Source organism: Mesorhizobium sp. CA7, from assembly GCF_020165015.1.
In the GTDB taxonomy this organism is placed as follows: Bacteria; Pseudomonadota; Alphaproteobacteria; order Rhizobiales; family Rhizobiaceae; genus Mesorhizobium.
In genome coordinates this window covers 103,047-119,807 of the sequence record NZ_JAIUHH010000009.1, presented here as the reverse complement: position 1 = coordinate 119,807, position 16,761 = coordinate 103,047, and the positions used below count along the sequence as shown (strand labels likewise).

Annotated in this window: 17 protein-coding genes and 1 pseudogene; 12 read left to right on the top strand and 6 right to left on the bottom strand. The window is 64.4% G+C overall.

Annotation, left to right across the window (positions count from 1 at the left end; translation table 11 throughout):
- Nucleotides 1-80: 80 nt before the first annotated feature.
- Nucleotides 81-1,145: a glycosyltransferase family 2 protein gene (locus tag LB552_RS17825; RefSeq protein ID WP_224608827.1), complete on the bottom strand. Its 1,065-nt coding sequence runs from the start codon at nucleotides 1,143-1,145 to the stop codon at nucleotides 81-83.
- A 287-nt stretch (nucleotides 1,146-1,432) separates the two neighbouring features.
- Entirely contained in the window at nucleotides 1,433-1,963 is a 531-nt protein-coding gene (locus tag LB552_RS17820; RefSeq protein WP_095767267.1) for a DUF1465 family protein, read from the bottom strand.
- A 555-nt stretch (nucleotides 1,964-2,518) separates the two neighbouring features.
- On the opposite strand from LB552_RS17820, the gene LB552_RS17815 reads away from it, so the two are divergent.
- Nucleotides 2,519-3,070: a DUF2269 family protein gene (locus LB552_RS17815; protein ID WP_140841692.1), complete on the top strand. Its 552-nt coding sequence runs from the start codon at nucleotides 2,519-2,521 to the stop codon at nucleotides 3,068-3,070.
- 160 nt (nucleotides 3,071-3,230) lie between these two features.
- Here the strand turns inward: LB552_RS17815 and LB552_RS17810 are convergent, their stop codons facing one another.
- Nucleotides 3,231-4,001: a sulfite exporter TauE/SafE family protein gene (locus tag LB552_RS17810; RefSeq protein WP_224608824.1), complete on the bottom strand. Its 771-nt coding sequence runs from the start codon at nucleotides 3,999-4,001 to the stop codon at nucleotides 3,231-3,233.
- A gap of 229 nt (nucleotides 4,002-4,230) precedes the next feature.
- On the opposite strand from LB552_RS17810, the gene LB552_RS17805 reads away from it, so the two are divergent.
- From LB552_RS17805 to LB552_RS17770, 8 genes are all read left to right on the top strand, one after another.
- Nucleotides 4,231-4,878 (top strand): thiamine phosphate synthase, encoded by a 648-nt coding sequence (locus LB552_RS17805; protein ID WP_224608821.1) that lies wholly within the window; start codon nucleotides 4,231-4,233, stop codon nucleotides 4,876-4,878.
- Between the two features lies 1 nt (nucleotide 4,879).
- Nucleotides 4,880-6,058 (top strand): tetratricopeptide repeat protein, encoded by a 1,179-nt coding sequence (locus LB552_RS17800; protein ID WP_224608818.1) that lies wholly within the window; start codon nucleotides 4,880-4,882, stop codon nucleotides 6,056-6,058.
- A 130-nt stretch (nucleotides 6,059-6,188) separates the two neighbouring features.
- Nucleotides 6,189-6,755 carry an elongation factor P gene (efp, locus tag LB552_RS17795; protein WP_095767538.1) on the top strand — a complete coding sequence of 189 codons (567 nt, stop codon included), beginning with the start codon at nucleotides 6,189-6,191 and terminating at the stop codon, nucleotides 6,753-6,755.
- Nucleotides 6,756-6,778: 23 nt separating this feature from the next.
- The gene (locus LB552_RS17790) at nucleotides 6,779-7,579 is read left to right on the top strand and encodes an inositol monophosphatase family protein (protein ID WP_224602199.1); all 801 of its coding nucleotides are present in this window, start codon (nucleotides 6,779-6,781) and stop codon (nucleotides 7,577-7,579) included.
- A 212-nt stretch (nucleotides 7,580-7,791) separates the two neighbouring features.
- Complete coding sequence (gene trhA, locus LB552_RS17785; protein WP_224608815.1) at nucleotides 7,792-8,484, top strand: PAQR family membrane homeostasis protein TrhA; 693 nt, start codon at nucleotides 7,792-7,794, stop codon at nucleotides 8,482-8,484.
- A gap of 111 nt (nucleotides 8,485-8,595) precedes the next feature.
- Complete coding sequence (locus tag LB552_RS17780; protein WP_095767261.1) at nucleotides 8,596-9,618, top strand: MotA/TolQ/ExbB proton channel family protein; 1,023 nt, start codon at nucleotides 8,596-8,598, stop codon at nucleotides 9,616-9,618.
- Between the two features lies 1 nt (nucleotide 9,619).
- Entirely contained in the window at nucleotides 9,620-10,648 is a 1,029-nt protein-coding gene (locus tag LB552_RS17775) for a peptidoglycan -binding protein (RefSeq protein ID WP_140841706.1), read from the top strand.
- A 250-nt stretch (nucleotides 10,649-10,898) separates the two neighbouring features.
- Complete coding sequence (locus LB552_RS17770) at nucleotides 10,899-11,327, top strand: hypothetical protein (protein ID WP_224608812.1); 429 nt, start codon at nucleotides 10,899-10,901, stop codon at nucleotides 11,325-11,327.
- A gap of 91 nt (nucleotides 11,328-11,418) precedes the next feature.
- Here LB552_RS17770 and LB552_RS17765 read toward each other — a convergent pair whose 3' ends face one another.
- Nucleotides 11,419-11,772, bottom strand: a complete 354-nt coding sequence (locus LB552_RS17765; protein WP_224608810.1) for a DUF1304 domain-containing protein — start codon at nucleotides 11,770-11,772, stop codon at nucleotides 11,419-11,421.
- Nucleotides 11,773-11,916: 144 nt separating this feature from the next.
- Here LB552_RS17765 and LB552_RS17760 point away from each other — a divergent pair, with 144 nt between their 5' ends.
- The gene (locus LB552_RS17760) at nucleotides 11,917-13,401 is read left to right on the top strand and encodes a carboxypeptidase M32 (protein ID WP_224608807.1); all 1,485 of its coding nucleotides are present in this window, start codon (nucleotides 11,917-11,919) and stop codon (nucleotides 13,399-13,401) included.
- Nucleotides 13,402-13,434: 33 nt separating this feature from the next.
- On the opposite strand, the gene LB552_RS17755 is transcribed toward LB552_RS17760, so the two are convergent.
- Complete coding sequence (locus tag LB552_RS17755) at nucleotides 13,435-15,237, bottom strand: ABC transporter transmembrane domain-containing protein (RefSeq protein WP_224608804.1); 1,803 nt, start codon at nucleotides 15,235-15,237, stop codon at nucleotides 13,435-13,437.
- A 206-nt stretch (nucleotides 15,238-15,443) separates the two neighbouring features.
- On the opposite strand from LB552_RS17755, the gene rpmE reads away from it, so the two are divergent.
- Entirely contained in the window at nucleotides 15,444-15,665 is a 222-nt protein-coding gene (gene rpmE, locus LB552_RS17750) for a 50S ribosomal protein L31 (RefSeq protein WP_027166741.1), read from the top strand.
- Nucleotides 15,666-15,987: 322 nt separating this feature from the next.
- Nucleotides 15,988-16,392, top strand: a pseudogene (locus LB552_RS17745) (DUF1772 domain-containing protein); the annotation flags it as partial.
- A 60-nt stretch (nucleotides 16,393-16,452) separates the two neighbouring features.
- On the opposite strand, the gene LB552_RS17740 reads toward LB552_RS17745, so the two are convergent.
- Nucleotides 16,453-16,761 carry a SelT/SelW/SelH family protein gene (locus tag LB552_RS17740; RefSeq protein WP_224608801.1) on the bottom strand — a complete coding sequence of 103 codons (309 nt, stop codon included), beginning with the start codon at nucleotides 16,759-16,761 and terminating at the stop codon, nucleotides 16,453-16,455.

Here is a 16,761-nt window from a genome sequence, read left to right as displayed (position 1 = left end):
GATGTCAGCAAAATGTGAACAAACCGGAAACAATTGCAATCTCGGCTATGCGCCGTTTCCGTACAACAACAGGGAGATGCCTAATTCGTCACGCGGCGGATGGTTTTCGACAGTCGCGTGAGAAATGCTGGCCTGGACGATGCGACCAGCTTCCACGCCAGGACTGCATTGCCCATGCGCCGCGGCAGGATTCCGATGCAAAGGAACCAGGCCGCCAGAGCAGCCCGCCGCCGCCAGGATGCGTTCATTTCCAGGCTGGCGGCGGCGCCCGCTCTTGCCAGTCCCAGCCGGGAGTCGGTGGCGACCGGATGCTGGGGCTCGTCGACGCAGAGCGAAGCCAGCCGTTCTTCCAGATGCACCGGATCGCGAAGGCCGACATCTGGCGGCACGGCCAAGCCGATCTCGGCCGCCCGGCCGGACAAGGCCTCGAGGCGCCGGAAGTCATGCTGCACGCGCCAACGCGCTCGCTCGGCAAGCTTTTCGGCAAAGATCGAATGATTGGAGCCGTGGATGCGGTAGGCGCCAAGGCAGGTGTCGATGGATTTCACCTCTCCGTGCAGCGGCGCGAGCGTCGCGAGATAGCCGTCGGCGCCTTGCCGGAAATCGCTTTCAGGCATCGGCATTATCGTTTCCAGCGCCTCGCGGTCGAACGCCAGCCCGCTTGTCACCGTCGTACGGTACCGCCCCTTGCGCAGCAATTCCGGCACGACGTCGCCTGAATCGAACGGCTGTTCCGGCGGTGGAAAGACATCCTTGATATGCTGGTCCTCATCAACGAGATGCAATCTGAATTGCGCTTGGGCGACATCCGCATCCCACTCGTCCAACACCTCTGAAACGGCGTTCGGATAGAGATAGTCGTCGGCGTCGAGGAAAAGGACGATCTCCCCGGTGCTCGCCTCGAACCCGGTATTGAACGCAGCCGCATGTCCGCCATTCCTGCGCCTGAGGCACGGACGGATTTTGTCGCCGTAGGATTCGATGACGGCCACCGATGCATCCGTCGATGCGTCGTCGACGACCACGACCTCGACATTTCGGTGGTCCTGCTCCAACGCGCTGTCGATGGCGCGTCCTAGAAACTGTTCGTAATTGTAGTTGGGGATGATGATCGATACCGGGATGCGGTCCAATGGCGAATGCACGGGATCAAGCCTCGCAATCTGCTTTGGTCACAGTGACGGTGGTTTTCTTGCAGAACCGGCTAGGGTCGACCCGGCTGCGGCGAACGGCTCCAACTAGGGGCCTATCGCTTCAAGGCAAGTGTGATCTTTGTCGGGAAGGCCGGCACAGCCTGCAATACGGCGATGGCTGCCGCAGTTTCGACGAGCGGCGGAAATCGCAAGCGTTGAACTTGCAGCCAAAGCCACGGCCAAATTACCGCCTGATCAAGGATATGCCGCTACCGCTATCGTTTTTTGCAAACGCGGTTTCAGCCGCGCGCGAACGCGGTATTCAAAAGGCTGATCTGGTCGGACACCGGGTTGGCCCGCCGGCTGGGCGCGTGCGTCTCGCTGATGACGCCGCCATAGATTTCCTCGTCCATGCGCCGCACCAGCGACTGCAAGCGCAGCGAGCGCGTCACGAGGTCCAGAAAATCCTTGGGCAGCTCGTTCCAGCCAAGCGCCTCGTCATGCGCGGACGCGGTGTCGAGACGCACCTTGGATTTCTCCGAAGCCACCTGGTCGCGCGTCATCTCGCCGGAATTCGCCGCCCGCTGCAAAAGCAGCCAGGAGGCGACCTGCATAAGCCTTGTGGTCAGCCGCATCGATTCGGCCGCATAGAGCGTCGCTGCCGTGCGCGACAATTTCTTGGCTTCGAGCCTGCCCTTGCCATCGAGATATTCGGCGGCCTGTTCGACCAGCCCCATGCCTTCCTGGTAAAGCGGCTTGAAGGATTGGGAGAAAACCCGGCGCTCCGCCAGTTTTATGGTTTTCGCGCTGCCCTTCGAAGGCTCGTTCATCGATACGCCCCTGCACTGCCGCAAGCCGATTCGGCATCCTTGCCGACGCGGCCCGCACCCTAAATGACTGAGGCTTGAAAATGCGCTTCGATGCCAATGAAGGCAAGCGCATGTTTAACAAACGGTTAACGCCGGGCCGCTTCCGGCCATCCGCAAGCGGATGGCATCAGCCAGCCGGCAGCGGATAAAAAAAGAGCCGCGGATAAGGCGGCTCTCAGGAGTTTAACAGGGAGGCGTCAAACAAAGTGGCTCCAACCACTCGGTAAGAATCCAGCAAAACTGGATGGGTGTAGTAAACGCCTGTAAAGCTTAATGAACCCTTAACGCGGCGGCGATTTTTTAAGCGAACGCGCGCTCCTGTGCCGGAACAGGACAGCGGATTCGCTGCCCGGGATCGTCCGAGCACCGGATTTCGGGCGCCGATCATGGCGGCCGTAACATGTTTGCTGCTGCCGCGGCATCGTTCCGAAACACGCGCCACGCAAAAGGCCGCTCCACAAAGGCGGCGCGCAAATCCGCGCCGCTTGAAATCAGGCAGGATATCCGGAGCAAACCATGGATTGGTATTCGATCGTCAAATTTCTTCACGTCGTCTCGGCTATTTTGTGGGTCGGCGGCGGCTTCGTGCTGTTCTTGCTCGGCGTGCTGGCCGAGCGCGCCGGCAACATCGAGGACAAGCTGCTGGCTATACGCGCCAGCGGACAGCTCGGCGGCCGGTTCTTCGCGCCGATGTCGATGCTGACGCTGGTCTTTGGCCTCATCATGTGCGGCTTCTGGGTCGGCTTTGCCGACCTGTGGATCGTCATCGGCCTCGTCGGCTATGCCACGACCTTCTCGATCGGCATGCTGATCTTCAAGCCGACCGGCGAGCGCATGGGCGCCATGATCGCCGAGCAGGGCGTGACGCCGGCCGCCCTCTCCATCGGCCAGCGCATGATGAACTGGGCGCGCCTCGATTATGCGGTGATGCTGGTGATCATCGCCGACATGGTGCTGAAGCCCACTCTGCACGACGTCGGCATTCTTGCCGGCATGGCGATGGTGGTCGCGCTGGGCGCCGCGCTCGCCTTCGGCGGCAGCCGCCAGATGGTGCCGAGCGCCGCGTGACATTAAGGCGCTCGCCGAAGGCGCGTTGAGATTCAGATCAGGCCGAGTCGAAAAATGGTGATTTCCGAGAACCGGAGCGGAGCGTACTTAAAGTACGTGAGCACCGGAAGCGCAGGAAATCGCCATTTGCAGGCCGGCCTCACCTGAATATCGACGCGCCTCACATCAGGCCGATAATGCCATCCCATAGCAGCTTGACGGCGACCACCGCGACGGTGGCGTAGGTGAACGGATAGAAGATCTCCGGCCGCATGCGGCGCACCAGCCACGCACCGGCGATGGTCGACAGCGGCGCCAGCGGCATCAGCACCGCCGAAGCGGTGAGATTGGCGGTGTCGAACTGGCCGAGCGCGAAATAGGGGATGAGCTTCAGCGCATTGGTGGCGGCAAAGAAGATCGCCGCGGTGCCCGACAGCACTTTCGGATCGAGCCGTATCGGCAGCGCATAGACCTGGAAGGGCGGGCCGCCGACATGGGCGACGAAGCTGGTGAAGCCGGCGACAGCGCCCCAGAAAGCGGCGGCAATGCGGTTCGGTTCCGCCACATGATCGGCGCCGTGACGGAACTGCAGGTAGATCCAGCGCAGCACGAACACCAGCGCGACGGCGCCGACGATCAGCCGCACCATCTCCTCTGTGACCAACGCCGCGGTCAGCCAGCCGAGCCCGATGCCGATGACGGCGCCGGGCATCATGTCAACCAGCATCCTGCGGTCGTAGACGCCCCACCAGGTCCACACTGAAACCACGTCCATCAGGCACAGGATCGGCAGCAGGATGGCGGCCGCCTGAACCGGCGGGATGGTCAGAGCCATCAACGGCACGCCGACGAAACCGACGGCGCCGCCGAAGCCGCCTTTCGACAGGCCGACAAGGATCACCGCCGGAATGGCGGCAGCATAGAACCACGGGTCGCTGAGCAAGCCTGACATCGGCAAAGGAAGGTTGGAGAAGGCGGGAATTCAGCCATAGCGCAGAACGGCGCCGCCGGGATAGTCATTTAATGCCGGCGCCGCTATTGCCGGCCCGATATCGACGTGCGCGACGATGCTCGACCGGTCCTCATCCGCCGCATAGCCGACTGTTCAAGCCGCTCCCTTTGCTCTATGCCGCAATGCAACCATCTTCGCCCGGCATAGGCGAAACCGGGATCGAAGGCCAATGAACGAAGCAACTCCTCCCAACCGCTGCCGCATCGTGCTGATCGCGCCGCCGCTCGTGCCGGCGGAGCAAATCTGCGCGGCGTTCGACGGTGGCGACGTCGCCTCGTTGATCCTGCCCGACAACGGCATGGACGATGCCTCCTTCCAGGCCTTCGCCGAAAGGATCGTGCCGATCGCTCAAGGTGCCGGCGTCGCCGTCATCATCGCCGGCGACAGCCGCATCGCCGGGCGCGTCCAGGCCGATGGCATCCATGTCGAAGTGAAGCCCGCGGAACTCGCCGAGACGATCGAGCGCGTGGCCGGCAAGATGATGGTCGGCGCCGGCGGCGCCAAGACGCGCGACGAGGCGCTGGAGCTCGGCGAGGAGCGGCCCGACTATATGTTCTTCGGCCGTTTCGGCTATGACAACAAGCCGGAGCCGCACCACCGCAACCTCGCGCTGGGCGAATGGTGGGCGGAGATGATTTCGATCCCCTGCATCGTCATGGCCGGCTCCGAGCTTGCCTCCGTCGAGACGGTGGCAGCGACCGGCGCCGAGTTCGTGGCGCTGTCCAGCGCCGTCTTTGCCGACGGACGCGACCCGCGCGCCGCGATCGCCGCCGCCAACGCGTTGCTCGATGAAACCGCGCCGCGTTTCGAGGACTGACATGCGCCTGCGTGGCCTTTGCCTGACGGTTCTGGCCGGCTTGTTTGCGCAGGCCGCGATGGCGGCTGAGACCGTCCCGCTGCCGCAGCCGCGGCCGGAGACGAGCGCACCGGACAAGAGCGCACCCGACGCAGCCAAGCCGGATGCAAGCACGCCGGATGCTGGCACGCCGGATAAGGGCACGCCGGATAAGGGCAAACTGGACACGGCCGCGCCGGACGCCGGCGAGCCGGATCCGAACAGGTTCGGCACCGGCGCGCATATCGACAAGCCGATCCAAAACACCTTGCCGCAACCGGCGACCATGACGCCGCCGTCGGCCGACGCCGTCAATCCCGACCGCTTCGGCGCCAAGCAGCCGGACGCCGCCTACGGCGCCTTCCAGCGCGGGCTTTACAAGACCGCCTACAATCTCGCCATGGAGCGCGCCAAGAACGGCGATCCGGCGGCCGAGACGCTCGTGGCCGAAATCCTGTCGCGTGGGCTGGGTGTGCCGCTCAATCCGGCCGAGGCCGCGAAATGGTATGCGCTGGCCGCCGAACAGGGCGTGCCGGAGGCTCAGTTCCAATACGCGCTGGCGCTGCTGGACGGCCGTTATGTGAAGAAGGATGAAAAGGCCGCTTTCGCGCTGATGCAGGCCGCGGCCGAGGCCGGCAACCGGCTTGCCCAGTTCAACTTCGCCCAGTTGCTCGTCCAGCAGGATCCCGGCGACGACGGCCTTGTGAAGGCCGCCGCCTATTACGAACGCGCCGCCGCCACCGGACTTGCCGATGCGCAATATGCGCTGGCGCAGCTCTACGCCAATGGCGTCGGTGGCAAGCCGCATGACGACGCCCAGGCGCGTCTTCTCCTGGCACAGGCCGCAAGACAGAACTACGACACCGCGCAGATCGACCTCGCCGCCTGGATGATCGAGGGGCGCGGCGGCGGGCGCGACCTGAAATCGGGCTTTGCCTGGATGAAACGGGCGGCGGAAGGCGGCAACGTCGCCGCCCAGAACCGTCTCGCCAAGCTCTATATGAGCGGCATCGGCACCGATCCGGACCTGATCCTTGCCGGCGCCTGGTACATCGTCGCCCGCCGCGCCGGGCTGATCGATCCGCAGATGGACGATTTCCTGCAGGGCCTCGACGACCAACAGACCAAGCAGGCGCTGCAGAAGGCAAATCGCCTGCCTTGACGCATGGCGTCACGGACAGCATGTCCGGGCCGCCTTGGGCTCCCTCCCTTGCCTCCCCGGGCAATTTGTGGTCTTGGAGGCGCCAAATCGCGACCCGCGCCAGAAAAATCTCATTCCGGATCAGTTCATCATGGCCAAGATCAGTGGCAACGAAATCCGTCCCGGCTATGTCATCGAGCATGATGGCGGGCTTTGGGTGGCGGTCAAGACCAACACCGTCAAGCCGGGCAAGGGCGGCGCCTACAATCAGGTCGAGCTGAAGAACCTGATCAACGGCACCAAGCTCAACGAGCGCTTCCGCTCGGCCGAGACCGTCGAGCAGATCCGGCTCGACCTGAAGGATTTTTCGTTCCTCTACGAGCAGGGCGACGCGCTGGTCTTCATGGATACCGAAAGCTACGAGCAGCTCGAACTGGCGAAAGACTTCGTCGGCGAGCGCGCCGCCTTCCTGCAGGACGGCATGATGGTGACGGTGCAGCTTTACGAGGAGCGGCCGATCGGCATTTCGCTGCCCGACCAGGTGACGCTGGCCATCACCGAGGCCGACCCGGTGGTGCGGGGCCAGACGGCCGCCTCCTCCTACAAGCCGGCGGTGCTGGAGAACGGCATCCGCGTGCTGGTGCCGCCCTTCATCTCGGCCGGCGAGCGCATCATCGTCGACACCAACGAAATCACCTACGTGCGCCGCGCGGATTAACGGCAAGAAAGCAGGAAGAAAAAATGGCGCGTTCCGCTCTCCTCAACGTCATGGTCCAGGCCGCGATGAAGGCCGGCCGCTCGTTGTCGCGCGACTTCGGCGAGGTGCAGAACCTGCAGGTCTCGATGAAGGGCCCGGGCGACTATGTCAGCCAGGCCGACCGCAAGGCCGAAGAGATCGTCTTCGCCGAGCTTTCCAAGGCGCGGCCGGGCTATGCCTTCCTGATGGAGGAGCGCGGCGCCGTCGAAGGCGAGGACGCTCAGCACCGCTGGCTCGTCGATCCGCTCGACGGCACCACCAACTTCCTGCACGGCATTCCGCTCTTCTCGGTGTCGATCGCGCTCGAGCGCCAGGGCCAGATCGTCGCCGGTGTCGTCTACAATCCAGCGATGGACGAGCTCTACACGGCCGAGCGCGGCGGCGGCGCCTTCATGAACGACCGGCGGTTGCGTGTTGCCGGCCGCTCCAAGCTGACCGACGCGGTGATCGGCTGCGGCGTGCCGCATCTCGGCCGCGGCCAGCACGGCAATTTCCTGATCGAGCTGCGCAACGTCATGGCCGAAGTCTCCGGCGTCCGCCGCCTGGGTTCGGCGGCGCTCGACCTTGCCTATGTCGCGGCCGGACGCATGGATGGTTTCTGGGAGACCGGCCTGTCGTCCTGGGACGTCGCCGCAGGCATCCTTCTGGTGCGCGAAGCCGGCGGCTTCGTCTCCGACATGGATGGCGGACAGGGCATGCTGGACAGCGGCGAGGTCGTCGCCGGCAACGAGCTCATCCAGCGCGCGTTGCTGAAAACCGTGAAGAAGCCATTGGCTGCTCGCTGACCAATGCATGTCGCCCAGAAGTGTGCAGCGGTTCTGGGACAACGACATGCATCAAACAAAGACTTAAAGCGCGTCACCTGAATCCGGTCCAGCGCGACGCGCTTTAGGGCGTTCTTTGCGTCGAAAGGACGCGCGGCTTTGGTCGCAAAACCGCAACCGAAGCTTGAAATACTGGTCCGCGACTGCCCAGATTAGGCGTTGCAGGATCATTCATGAACGACGCGCATCCAGATACAAAGCTTGAAATCCCCTTTGTCGGGCGCTGGCACTATTCGCGCGCAGAAATGATCGCCGACGGCATCGTTCACGCGGTGGGCATCGTGCTGGCGATCGCCGCCGGCTCGACTCTCCTGGCCCTGGCCGCCTTCCACTCCGGCCCGGACGAATATGTCGCCGCGGTGTTCTACGTGGTGTCGCTGCTCACCGTGCTCTCGGTTTCGCTGGCCTATAATCTGTGGCCGGTCTCGTGGCCGGCGAAATGGATCCTGCGCCGCTTCGACCATGCCGCGATCTATCTCCTGATCGCCGCGACCTACACGCCCTTCCTCGCCCAGCTCGACAACTCGCCGCTGGCGCTGCCCATGATCGTCATCGTGTGGAGCGCCGCAGCGGCCGGCATCGCCATCAAGATGTTCCTGCCCGGCCGCTACGACCGGCTGGCGATCGTCTTCTATCTCGCCATCGGCTGGAGCGGCGTCGTGCTGGCCGGACCGCTGGTCGAGACGCTGCCGACGACCTCGGTCGCGCTGCTTGTCGCCGGCGGCATCGTCTATTCCTGCGGCGTCGTCTTCTTCGCCTGGAAGGGCCTGCGCTTTCACAATGCCGTCTGGCACGGCTTCGTCGTCACCGGCGCCGGCCTCCATCTGGCCGCCATGGTAGACTGCCTGGTCGTCAACCGGTTCTAGGCCTGTGGCCCGGGCCTATCGGGCCATATTGCCAAGCACCATTCAATTTGGTCACAATTCCGTTTAGAGTCGCGGCAATTCTGCGGCGGTGGCATCGGAAACGGGGCACGGATGGCTTTTCTCAGATCCTTCGGCAGGCGATCGGACGTCCTGGTCTATGATCCGCATAAGCTGTCGAGCCCGCAGGTCTTCCTGCTCACCATGGTGATCTTCCTGATCATCGTCGCTTTCATCGCCGCCATCCTCACCCGCCAGATCTCGACCGCCTTCTCCAGCAATCCGGGCCTCAACGGATTGATCGTCGGCGTGCTCGCGGTCGGCATCCTGCTTGCCTTCGCCCAGGTCGGGCGGCTGTTTCGCGAGGTGCGCTGGGTCAATTCCTTCCGCGCCGGCTCCGAAACCACCGAGCCGGTGCTTTTGGCGCCGATGAAGGCGATGATCGGCCGCTCGTCGACGATCGCGTTTTCGACCTCGTCGATGCGCACCATGCTGGACTCCATCGCCACCCGGCTCGACGAGAGCCGCGACACCTCGCGCTATCTGGTTGGCCTGCTTGTGTTCCTCGGCCTGCTCGGTACCTTCTGGGGCCTGCTCAACACCATAGCCTCGATCCGCGAGACGATCGAGGCGCTGGACCCGGGCACCGGCGATGCTGCCGCCGTGCTCGACGCGCTCAAGCAAGGCCTGTCGGCGCCGCTCGCCGGCATGGGCACCGCGTTCTCGTCCTCGCTGTTCGGCCTTTCCGGCTCGCTGGTGCTCGGCTTCCTCGACCTGCAGGCCGGCCGCGCCCAGACCCGCTTCTACACCGAGCTTGAGAACTGGCTGTCTTCGGTCACCGATCTGTCGTCGGACATAGTTGTGTCCGAGACGTCGAAAGCAGCCGAATCCTCCGAGGACATCCGGCTCTTGTCGGAGCGGCTGCGCAGCCTGCAGGAGAATGGCGGCGGCTCCAATCCGCGCGTCGCCACCGCCATGGCCAATCTTGCCGACGGCATCTCGGGGCTGGTGAAGAACATGCGCTCCGAGCAGCAGATCATGCGCGACTGGGTCGAAGCCCAGTCCGACGAGCAGAAGGCCATGCGCAACACGCTGGAAAAGATCGCCGACGCGCTGAAGAAGCAAGGGGTCCACTGACGTGGCGCTGGCAAGACGGCGCGCCGACCGCCGCATCGACTATTGGCCGGGTTTCGTCGACGCTTTGTCGACGCTGCTGCTGGCGATCATGTTCCTGCTTACCGTCTTCGTGCTGGCGCAGTTCCTGCTCAGCCGCGAGATCTCCGGCAAGGACGCGGTGCTGAACCGCCTCAACTCGCAGATCAACGAGCTGACCCAGCTGCTCGCCCTGGAACGCACGAACAGCCAGGACAAGGAGGATTCGCTCGCCAACCTGCAGGCGTCGCTGTCAGCGGCGCAAGCCGAAAAGAGCCGCCTCGAACAACTGCTGGCGCAGGGCGCCGGCGCCGGCGACGCGGCCAACAAACGAGCGGACCAGCTTTCGGGCGAGCTCAGCAACCAGCGCCAGATCAGCCAGCAGGCGTTGAGCCAGGTCGAAATCCTCAACCAGCAGATCGCGGCGCTGCGCAAGCAGATCGGCGCGCTGGAAGACGCGCTCAACGTCTCCGAGCAGCGCGACCGCGACTCCAACACCAAGATCGCCGATCTCGGCCGCCGCCTGAACGTCGCGCTGGCGCAGCGCGTGCAGGAGCTCAACCGCTACCGTTCCGACTTCTTCGGCCGGCTGCGCGAGATCCTCGCCGACCGCGAGAACATCCGTATCGTCGGCGACCGCTTCGTCTTCCAGTCGGAGGTGCTGTTCCCGACCGGCTCCGACGTGATCAACGACGCCGGCAAGGTCGAGATGAAGAAGCTCGCCGACGCCATCATCGAATTGCAGAAGGAAATCCCGCCCGAGATCAGCTGGGTGCTGCGCGTCGACGGCCATACCGACAACAAGCCGCTGTCCGGCACCGGCCGTTATCGCGACAATTGGGAGCTGTCGACCGCCCGCGCTACCTCGGTGGTGAAGTTCCTGATCGAGAACGGCGTGCCGGCCAACCGGCTGGTGGCCGCCGGCTTCGGCGAGTTCCAGCCGCTTGATCCCGCCGACACTGATGAGGCGCGCAGCAAGAATCGCCGCATTGAACTGAAGCTCACCGAACGGTGAGCTATTATCACGCCAAGTCACGGGAAGTTGTTCGTCGGCTGAATACTTAGAGCACCAAGTCGCCGCGACAAGCGCCGAAAACATTATCTTTTTTTAATTACACATCGCAAATCGACGCACCTAACTTGCCGCGCAGGGCCGGGGTCCGCCGGCGATGCCCCGCATCGCGACGCGACGGAACCGGACGGCCCGTAAGGTCGGAAGACGAAGCGGCGCGGCCGCTCTCTTCCTGGTAGGAGGATGCGCCGCCATGCGCGTTTCAACATCTCTCAAGACTGCAACCCTCGCTGCGGTTCTGATCGCGGCTCCGCTCGCCGGCGCCTATGCGGCCGGACATCACAGGGGCGGCGCCCTGGACACGCCCGATCCGACCGTTATGACCGGACCACGCGTGACGAGCCTGATCGAGCAGATCCAGGGCGTGAACCAGGGCATCACCGACGCCCGCGAAGCGAACAGCATCTCGGCCTCGGAAGCGCAGCACCTGCATATGCGCGCCGCGCATATCAGCAAGGTCGCGGAACATGTCGCGGCTTCGGATCACGGCAGGATACCGTCCCCGCAATACCATGAGCTGCTGCGCAGGCTCGACAATGTCGACCAGAGACTGATGAACGACACCGGCAGCAGCTTCATGATGGGCGACGGTTCCGACGGCGGGAATTACCCGAACGGCTAGAGCATTTGCTCCGATCGCAGAGGAAGGGACGACCTGGCGCCCGCGGGACCTGGCCCCGAGGGCGCCCTTTTTCGATCGCGCCCTGCTTCGATTACAGACCGAGCCAAAGCGCGACGATGGCGAGCACCGCCGGCGCCGTCTGGATGAACAGGATCTTGCGGCTGACGGTCGCGGCGCCGTAGAGGCCGGCGATGGCGACGCAGAGCAGGAAGAACATCTTGATCTGGAACCCGCCAGCGCCGAGATAGAGGCCCCAGATCAGGCCCGCGGCGAGAAAGCCGTTATAGAGGCCTTGGTTGGCGGCAAGCACCTTCGAGGCGCTGGCGAATTCCGGCGTCAGGCTGAACGCCTTGCGGCCGCGCGGCGTATCCCACAGCACCATCTCCAGATAGACGATATAGCAGTGGATCAGCGCCACCAGCCCGACCAGGATATCGCCGACCATTGTCCCCTCCGCCCTTCGGACAAGCATTGACCACACGTCGACGCCGCCGCGCAAGATAGGCTGACCCTGCCTCGCCAACCAGGGTTGCCAAGCTTCGCGCCTTGGTATCTTTTCGCGCCAGCCCCTTTGCAGCCGGAACCAGCCATGTCCTTCCAGAAACTCGACCAACTCGGCCACAAGCTCGAAGCGCTGGAGCACGCCTTAGCCATTCTCGGCGCTGACGAAGCGACGCACATGGCGGTCGGCGGCGGCGAGAAGCGCGCCGAGGCGATGTCCTCGCTTGCCGGCATGCTGCACCGCCAAGCCACCGCGCCCGAGATCGGCGACTGGATTTCAGCGGCCGAAGCCGAGCCGCTCGGCGAAGAGCAGCAGGCGGCGGTGCGGGAACTGCGCCGCCAATACACCAATCTCACCTGTCTGCCGGTCGAATTCATCGAGCGCCAGACGGTGGCGCGCATGCGCTCCGAGCAGCTTTGGCGCGACCTGCGCGCCAAGAACGACTGGGCCGGCTTCCTGCCGGCGCTGGAAGGCGTCGTGACCTTGGTGCGCGAGGAAGCGGCGCTGCGCGCCGACGCGCTCGGCCTAGCCCCCTATGACGCGCTGATGGAGCAGTACGATCCCGGCAACCGCGCCGCCGACATCACGCCGGTGTTTGCGGAGCTGAAGGCCTTCCTGCGCGACTTCCTGCCGCATGCGTTGGCCGTGCAGGATGCCCGGCTGGCGAAGCACCCGCTGAAGCCGCTCTCCGGCAGCTACGCCATTGACCGGCAGCGCGAGCTTGGCCTTGCCATGATGGCGGCCGTCGGCTTCGACCTCACCCACGGCTCGCTCTCGGTATCGCATCATCCCTTCTGCGGCGGCGTGCCGACCGATGTGCGCATCACCACCCGATACAAGACCTCCGACTTCCTGTCGGCGCTGATGGGCGTGCTGCACGAGACCGGCCACGCCCTCTACGAGCAGAACCTGCCGAAGGCTTGGTCGCACTGGCCGCTCGGTAAGGCGCGCGGCATGGCAGTGCATGAGAGCCAAAGCCTGTTTGTCGAAAAGCAGATCGGCCGTAACCCGGCCTTCTGGCGCTGGGCGCTGCCGGTGGTCGAGAAACATCTCGGCGAAGCCTGGTCGATCGACGACATCCTGCCGCATGTCCACCATGTCGAGCGCGGCCTGATCCGCGTCGACGCCGACGAAGTCACCTATCCGCTGCATGTCATCCTGCGCTACGAACTCGAACAGGAGCTCGTGTCCGGCCAGCTGGAGGTCGCCGACCTGCCCCAGGCCTGGGATGCCAAGATGCGCGATTATCTCGGGCTCTCGACCATCGATAATCCGGCTGACGGCCCGATGCAGGACGTGCATTGGCCGGGTGCCGCCTTCGGCTATTTCCCCTCCTATACGCTGGGCGCCATGATGGCCGCGCAGCAATGGGCGGCTCTGACCAGAGAGCATCCGTCCGCCGATCAGGATCTCGCAAAGGGCGATTTCACCGCCATCAACGAGTGGCGTCGCGCAAAGATCTGGTCGCAGGGCTCGCGCTGGTCGACGCCGGACCTGCTCGAGCGCGCCACCGGCGAGAAGCTCAACGCTGCTTACTTCACCGAGCACTTGAGCAGGCGCTACGGCAACTGACCCGCGGGTCGAAACCGGCTGGGTGCGGCGTGCCTACTCCGCCGCGCCCTTGAAGGCGCTGGCTCCGGTCTCGAACTGCAGCTTGGCGAGCCGCGTGTAGATGCCGCCCTTGGCGACCAGGCTCTGATGCGTGCCTTCCTCAACGATGCGCCCGCCGTCCATGACGAGGATGCGGTCGGCCTTGAGCACTGTCGCCAGCCGGTGCGCGATGACGATGGTGGTGCGGCCGCGCATCAGCCGCTCCAGCGCTCTTTGCACCAGCGTCTCGCTCTCGGCGTCAAGCGCCGAGGTCGCTTCGTCGAGCAGAAGGATCGGCGCGTCGCGCAGGATGGCGCGGGCGATCGCGATGCGCTGGCGCTGCCCGCCGGACAGCGTCACGCCGCGCTCGCCGACCTGGCTGTCATAGCCCTTGTCGAGCCTGGCGATGAATTCGTCGGCAAGGGCTGCCTTGGCCGCGGCCTCGATCTCGGCACCGCTGGCGCCCTGCCTGCCGAAGCCGATATTGTCGCGGACGCTCGCCGCGAAGATGGTCACGTCCTGCGGCACGATCGCGATCCGTTGACGGACCGCGGCCGGATCAGCCTCGCGCACATTGACGCCGTCGATGACGACGCGGCCGCTCTCTGGATCGTAGAAGCGCAGGATCAGCGAGAAGACGGTGCTTTTTCCCGCGCCCGAGGGCCCGACGATCGCCACCGTCTCGCCTGGCTTCACCTGGAAGCTCAGGCCATGCACCGCGGCGCGGTCCGGCCGGGCCGGATAGGAGAAGGACACGTCGTCGAAGCTGATCGCACCCTTGGCCGTTGCCGGCAAGGGAAGCGGATCGACCGGCGGCCGGATCGCCGGCGTCTCTGCCAGGATCTCCGTCAGCCGCTCGGCGGCGCCCGCCGCCTGCGACAGCTCGCTCCAGACCTCCGACAGCGCGCCGAGCGCGCCGGCGGCAAACACCGAATAGAGCAGGAACTGGCCGAGCGTGCCCGGCGACAGCGTGCCGGCAAGCACGTCGCGCGAGCCGAACCACAGCACCGCGACCACCGAGGAGAAGATCATGAAGATGGCGAAGAAGGTCAGGAACGAGCGTGCGAACACCGAGGTCCGCGCCGCCTCGAAGGCGGCGTCGACAGCGTCCGCAAAACGGCCGGTGACGAGCTTTTCGTTGGTGAAGGCCTGCAGCGTGCGCACCGCGCCGATCTGCTCGCTGGCATAGGCGGTGGCTTCAGCGAGCGTGTCCTGCGCTTGCCGGGACTTGCGCCGCACCGAGCGGCCGAAGGCGACCAGCGGCAGCACGATCACCGGGATTGCTGCGATGACCAGACCGGAGAGTTTTGGGCTGGTGACGACCATCATCGCTACCGCGCCGAGGCCCAGGATCAAGTTGCGCAGCGCGACCGAGGCGGTAGCGCCGACGGCCGACTTCACCTGCGTGGTGTCGGCGGCAAGCCGCGACACGATTTCTCCCGAATGCGCGCGATCGAAGAAGGCGGGCGACAGTGTCGTGACATGGGAGAAAACGTCGCGGCGGATGTCGGCCACGACCCGCTCGCCGAGCGTGATGACGAAATAGTAGCGGCTGGCCGAAGCGGCCGCCAGCAAGGCCGCCATCAGAACCAGCGCCGCGAAATACTCCGCGATGAAGGTGGAGCCCGCGGCCTGGAAACCGTGGTCGATCATGCGCCGCACGGCCATCGGCAAAGCAAGCGTCGTCACCGCCGCCACGATCAGCGAGATGACGGCGCCTATTACCAGCGTCCGGTAGCGGGTAACGTAGGGAAAGAGGCTGCGGAGCGGCCGGACCGAGCGTCTGCGCTCGCTTGCGCTGCCACCGATTTCCGCCATGAGCGTTTCCTCTGGCCGCTTGGCGGGACCGCGCTTCAATATGCGCCCGCCGCGGCCTTGTGATTCAATTCCGGCTGATGTATAGGCTCGCCGACCGTTTTAGAAGCCGTGGCTTTTCATTAGCTGCGGCTTCGAGTTTTAAAAAGGGGCGCATCGACGCAGGCCTTCAGGCCCGTTGCCAGCGCCGGCAGCCAGGAAACACGACAATGAAGGCCGATATCCATCCCGATTACCACACCATCAAGGTCGTCATGACCGATGGCACCGAATACCAGACCCGTTCGACCTGGGGCAAGGAAGGCGACACGATGAACCTCGACATCGACCCTACCACCCACCCGGCCTGGACCGGCGGCCAGCAGACCCTGCTCGACCGCGGCGGCCGCCTGTCGAAGTTCAAGAAGCGTTTCGAGGGTTTCGGCCTCTAAGCCGGATACATCGGCAGATTTCGAGAAACCCGCCTTCGAGGCGGGTTTTTTGTTGCCAGTTTCGTTCTTCTCCCGGTTCTACGGGGAGAAGGTGCCCGAAGGGCGGATGAGGGGCAGCGCCGACCTCGACAAGTTGGTCATCGGGCAAGCAGGCTCATTGAGGCGCACTTTTCAGAATTCGGTGACAGAGCACTTTTTCGACAACGCCAATGTCATAGGCCGGAGCCGCCCCTCACCTGCCTGCCGGCATCCTCTCCCCGTAAAGTGACGGGGAGAGGAGCGCTCTCGCCGCTGGTTTCGCAAATCGCCATAGCCCTTACCCGCCTTCTCGAATTTCGTCATGGCAGCACTTGCCCGGCTGCCCGTCCCAAGCGGCATCGCGGCGATGAATTCGATCAACGTCACGGTGATCACGCCGACCTTCATGACGGCGCTGTTCGGCACCGGCCTCATCTGCCTCGTGCTGATTGCCGGCGTTTTCTTCGGCTGGAGCCAGTCCGGCTCGTACTGGTTGCTTGCCGGTGCCGTGATCTATTTCGTCGGCAATCCGATCGTGACGATGGTCTTCAACGTGCCGCTCAATGACGCCTTAGCCGCCGTCGATCCTGCCAGCGCCAAGGGCGCCGCCGTGTGGGCAAGCCATCTGAGCCAGTGGGTGATGTGGAATCACGTCCGCACCGTCACTGCGATAGTCGCGATGGCTTGCTTCATCATGGCATTGATCTGAAAACGGCAGCCCGCGAATGCAACCCCGAAGGTTGTGTCCAACTTTCGGGGGTCAGTTCAATCAGGCGGGGTCTTTCTTGCGATCCTTGCGATCGGCGTGGCCGAGGTCGCGGTCGGGATCGATGACATCGCGAACCAGTTGCTTGAGCCTTGCAGCGTCCGGAAAACCGCCGTCACGCTTGCGCTCCCAGACAAGCACGTCATTGCAGGAAATGGTGAAGATGCCGCCGGTGCCCGGCACAAGCGTCACTTCGCCGAGATCGGTGCCGAAGGTCGAGAGCAGCTCCTGCGCCATCCAGCCGGCCCGCAACAGCCACTGGCACTGCGTGCAATAGGTGATGCGGATGACGGGCAGCGGCTTCTCGCTCAT

What these genes read in the sequence shown, in the direction of transcription:
- LB552_RS17820 (WP_095767267.1), bottom strand. Translation starts at nt 1,963, where the DNA reads ATGAACGAGCCTTCGAAGGGCAGCGCGAAAACCATAAAACTGGCGGAG.
- LB552_RS17770 (WP_224608812.1), top strand. Translation starts at nt 10,899, where the DNA reads ATGCGCGTTTCAACATCTCTCAAGACTGCAACCCTCGCTGCGGTTCTG.
- LB552_RS17760 (WP_224608807.1), top strand. Translation starts at nt 11,917, where the DNA reads ATGTCCTTCCAGAAACTCGACCAACTCGGCCACAAGCTCGAAGCGCTG.
- LB552_RS17790 (WP_224602199.1), top strand. Translation starts at nt 6,779, where the DNA reads ATGGCGCGTTCCGCTCTCCTCAACGTCATGGTCCAGGCCGCGATGAAG.
- LB552_RS17815 (WP_140841692.1), top strand. Translation starts at nt 2,519, where the DNA reads ATGGATTGGTATTCGATCGTCAAATTTCTTCACGTCGTCTCGGCTATT.
- LB552_RS17780 (WP_095767261.1), top strand. Translation starts at nt 8,596, where the DNA reads ATGGCTTTTCTCAGATCCTTCGGCAGGCGATCGGACGTCCTGGTCTAT.
- rpmE (WP_027166741.1), top strand. Translation starts at nt 15,444, where the DNA reads ATGAAGGCCGATATCCATCCCGATTACCACACCATCAAGGTCGTCATG.
- LB552_RS17765 (WP_224608810.1), bottom strand. Translation starts at nt 11,772, where the DNA reads ATGGTCGGCGATATCCTGGTCGGGCTGGTGGCGCTGATCCACTGCTAT.
- LB552_RS17810 (WP_224608824.1), bottom strand. Translation starts at nt 4,001, where the DNA reads ATGTCAGGCTTGCTCAGCGACCCGTGGTTCTATGCTGCCGCCATTCCG.
- efp (WP_095767538.1), top strand. Translation starts at nt 6,189, where the DNA reads ATGGCCAAGATCAGTGGCAACGAAATCCGTCCCGGCTATGTCATCGAG.
- LB552_RS17755 (WP_224608804.1), bottom strand. Translation starts at nt 15,237, where the DNA reads ATGGCGGAAATCGGTGGCAGCGCAAGCGAGCGCAGACGCTCGGTCCGG.
- LB552_RS17805 (WP_224608821.1), top strand. Translation starts at nt 4,231, where the DNA reads ATGAACGAAGCAACTCCTCCCAACCGCTGCCGCATCGTGCTGATCGCG.
- LB552_RS17800 (WP_224608818.1), top strand. Translation starts at nt 4,880, where the DNA reads ATGCGCCTGCGTGGCCTTTGCCTGACGGTTCTGGCCGGCTTGTTTGCG.
- LB552_RS17740 (WP_224608801.1), bottom strand. Translation starts at nt 16,761, where the DNA reads ATGAGCGAGAAGCCGCTGCCCGTCATCCGCATCACCTATTGCACGCAG.
- trhA (WP_224608815.1), top strand. Translation starts at nt 7,792, where the DNA reads ATGAACGACGCGCATCCAGATACAAAGCTTGAAATCCCCTTTGTCGGG.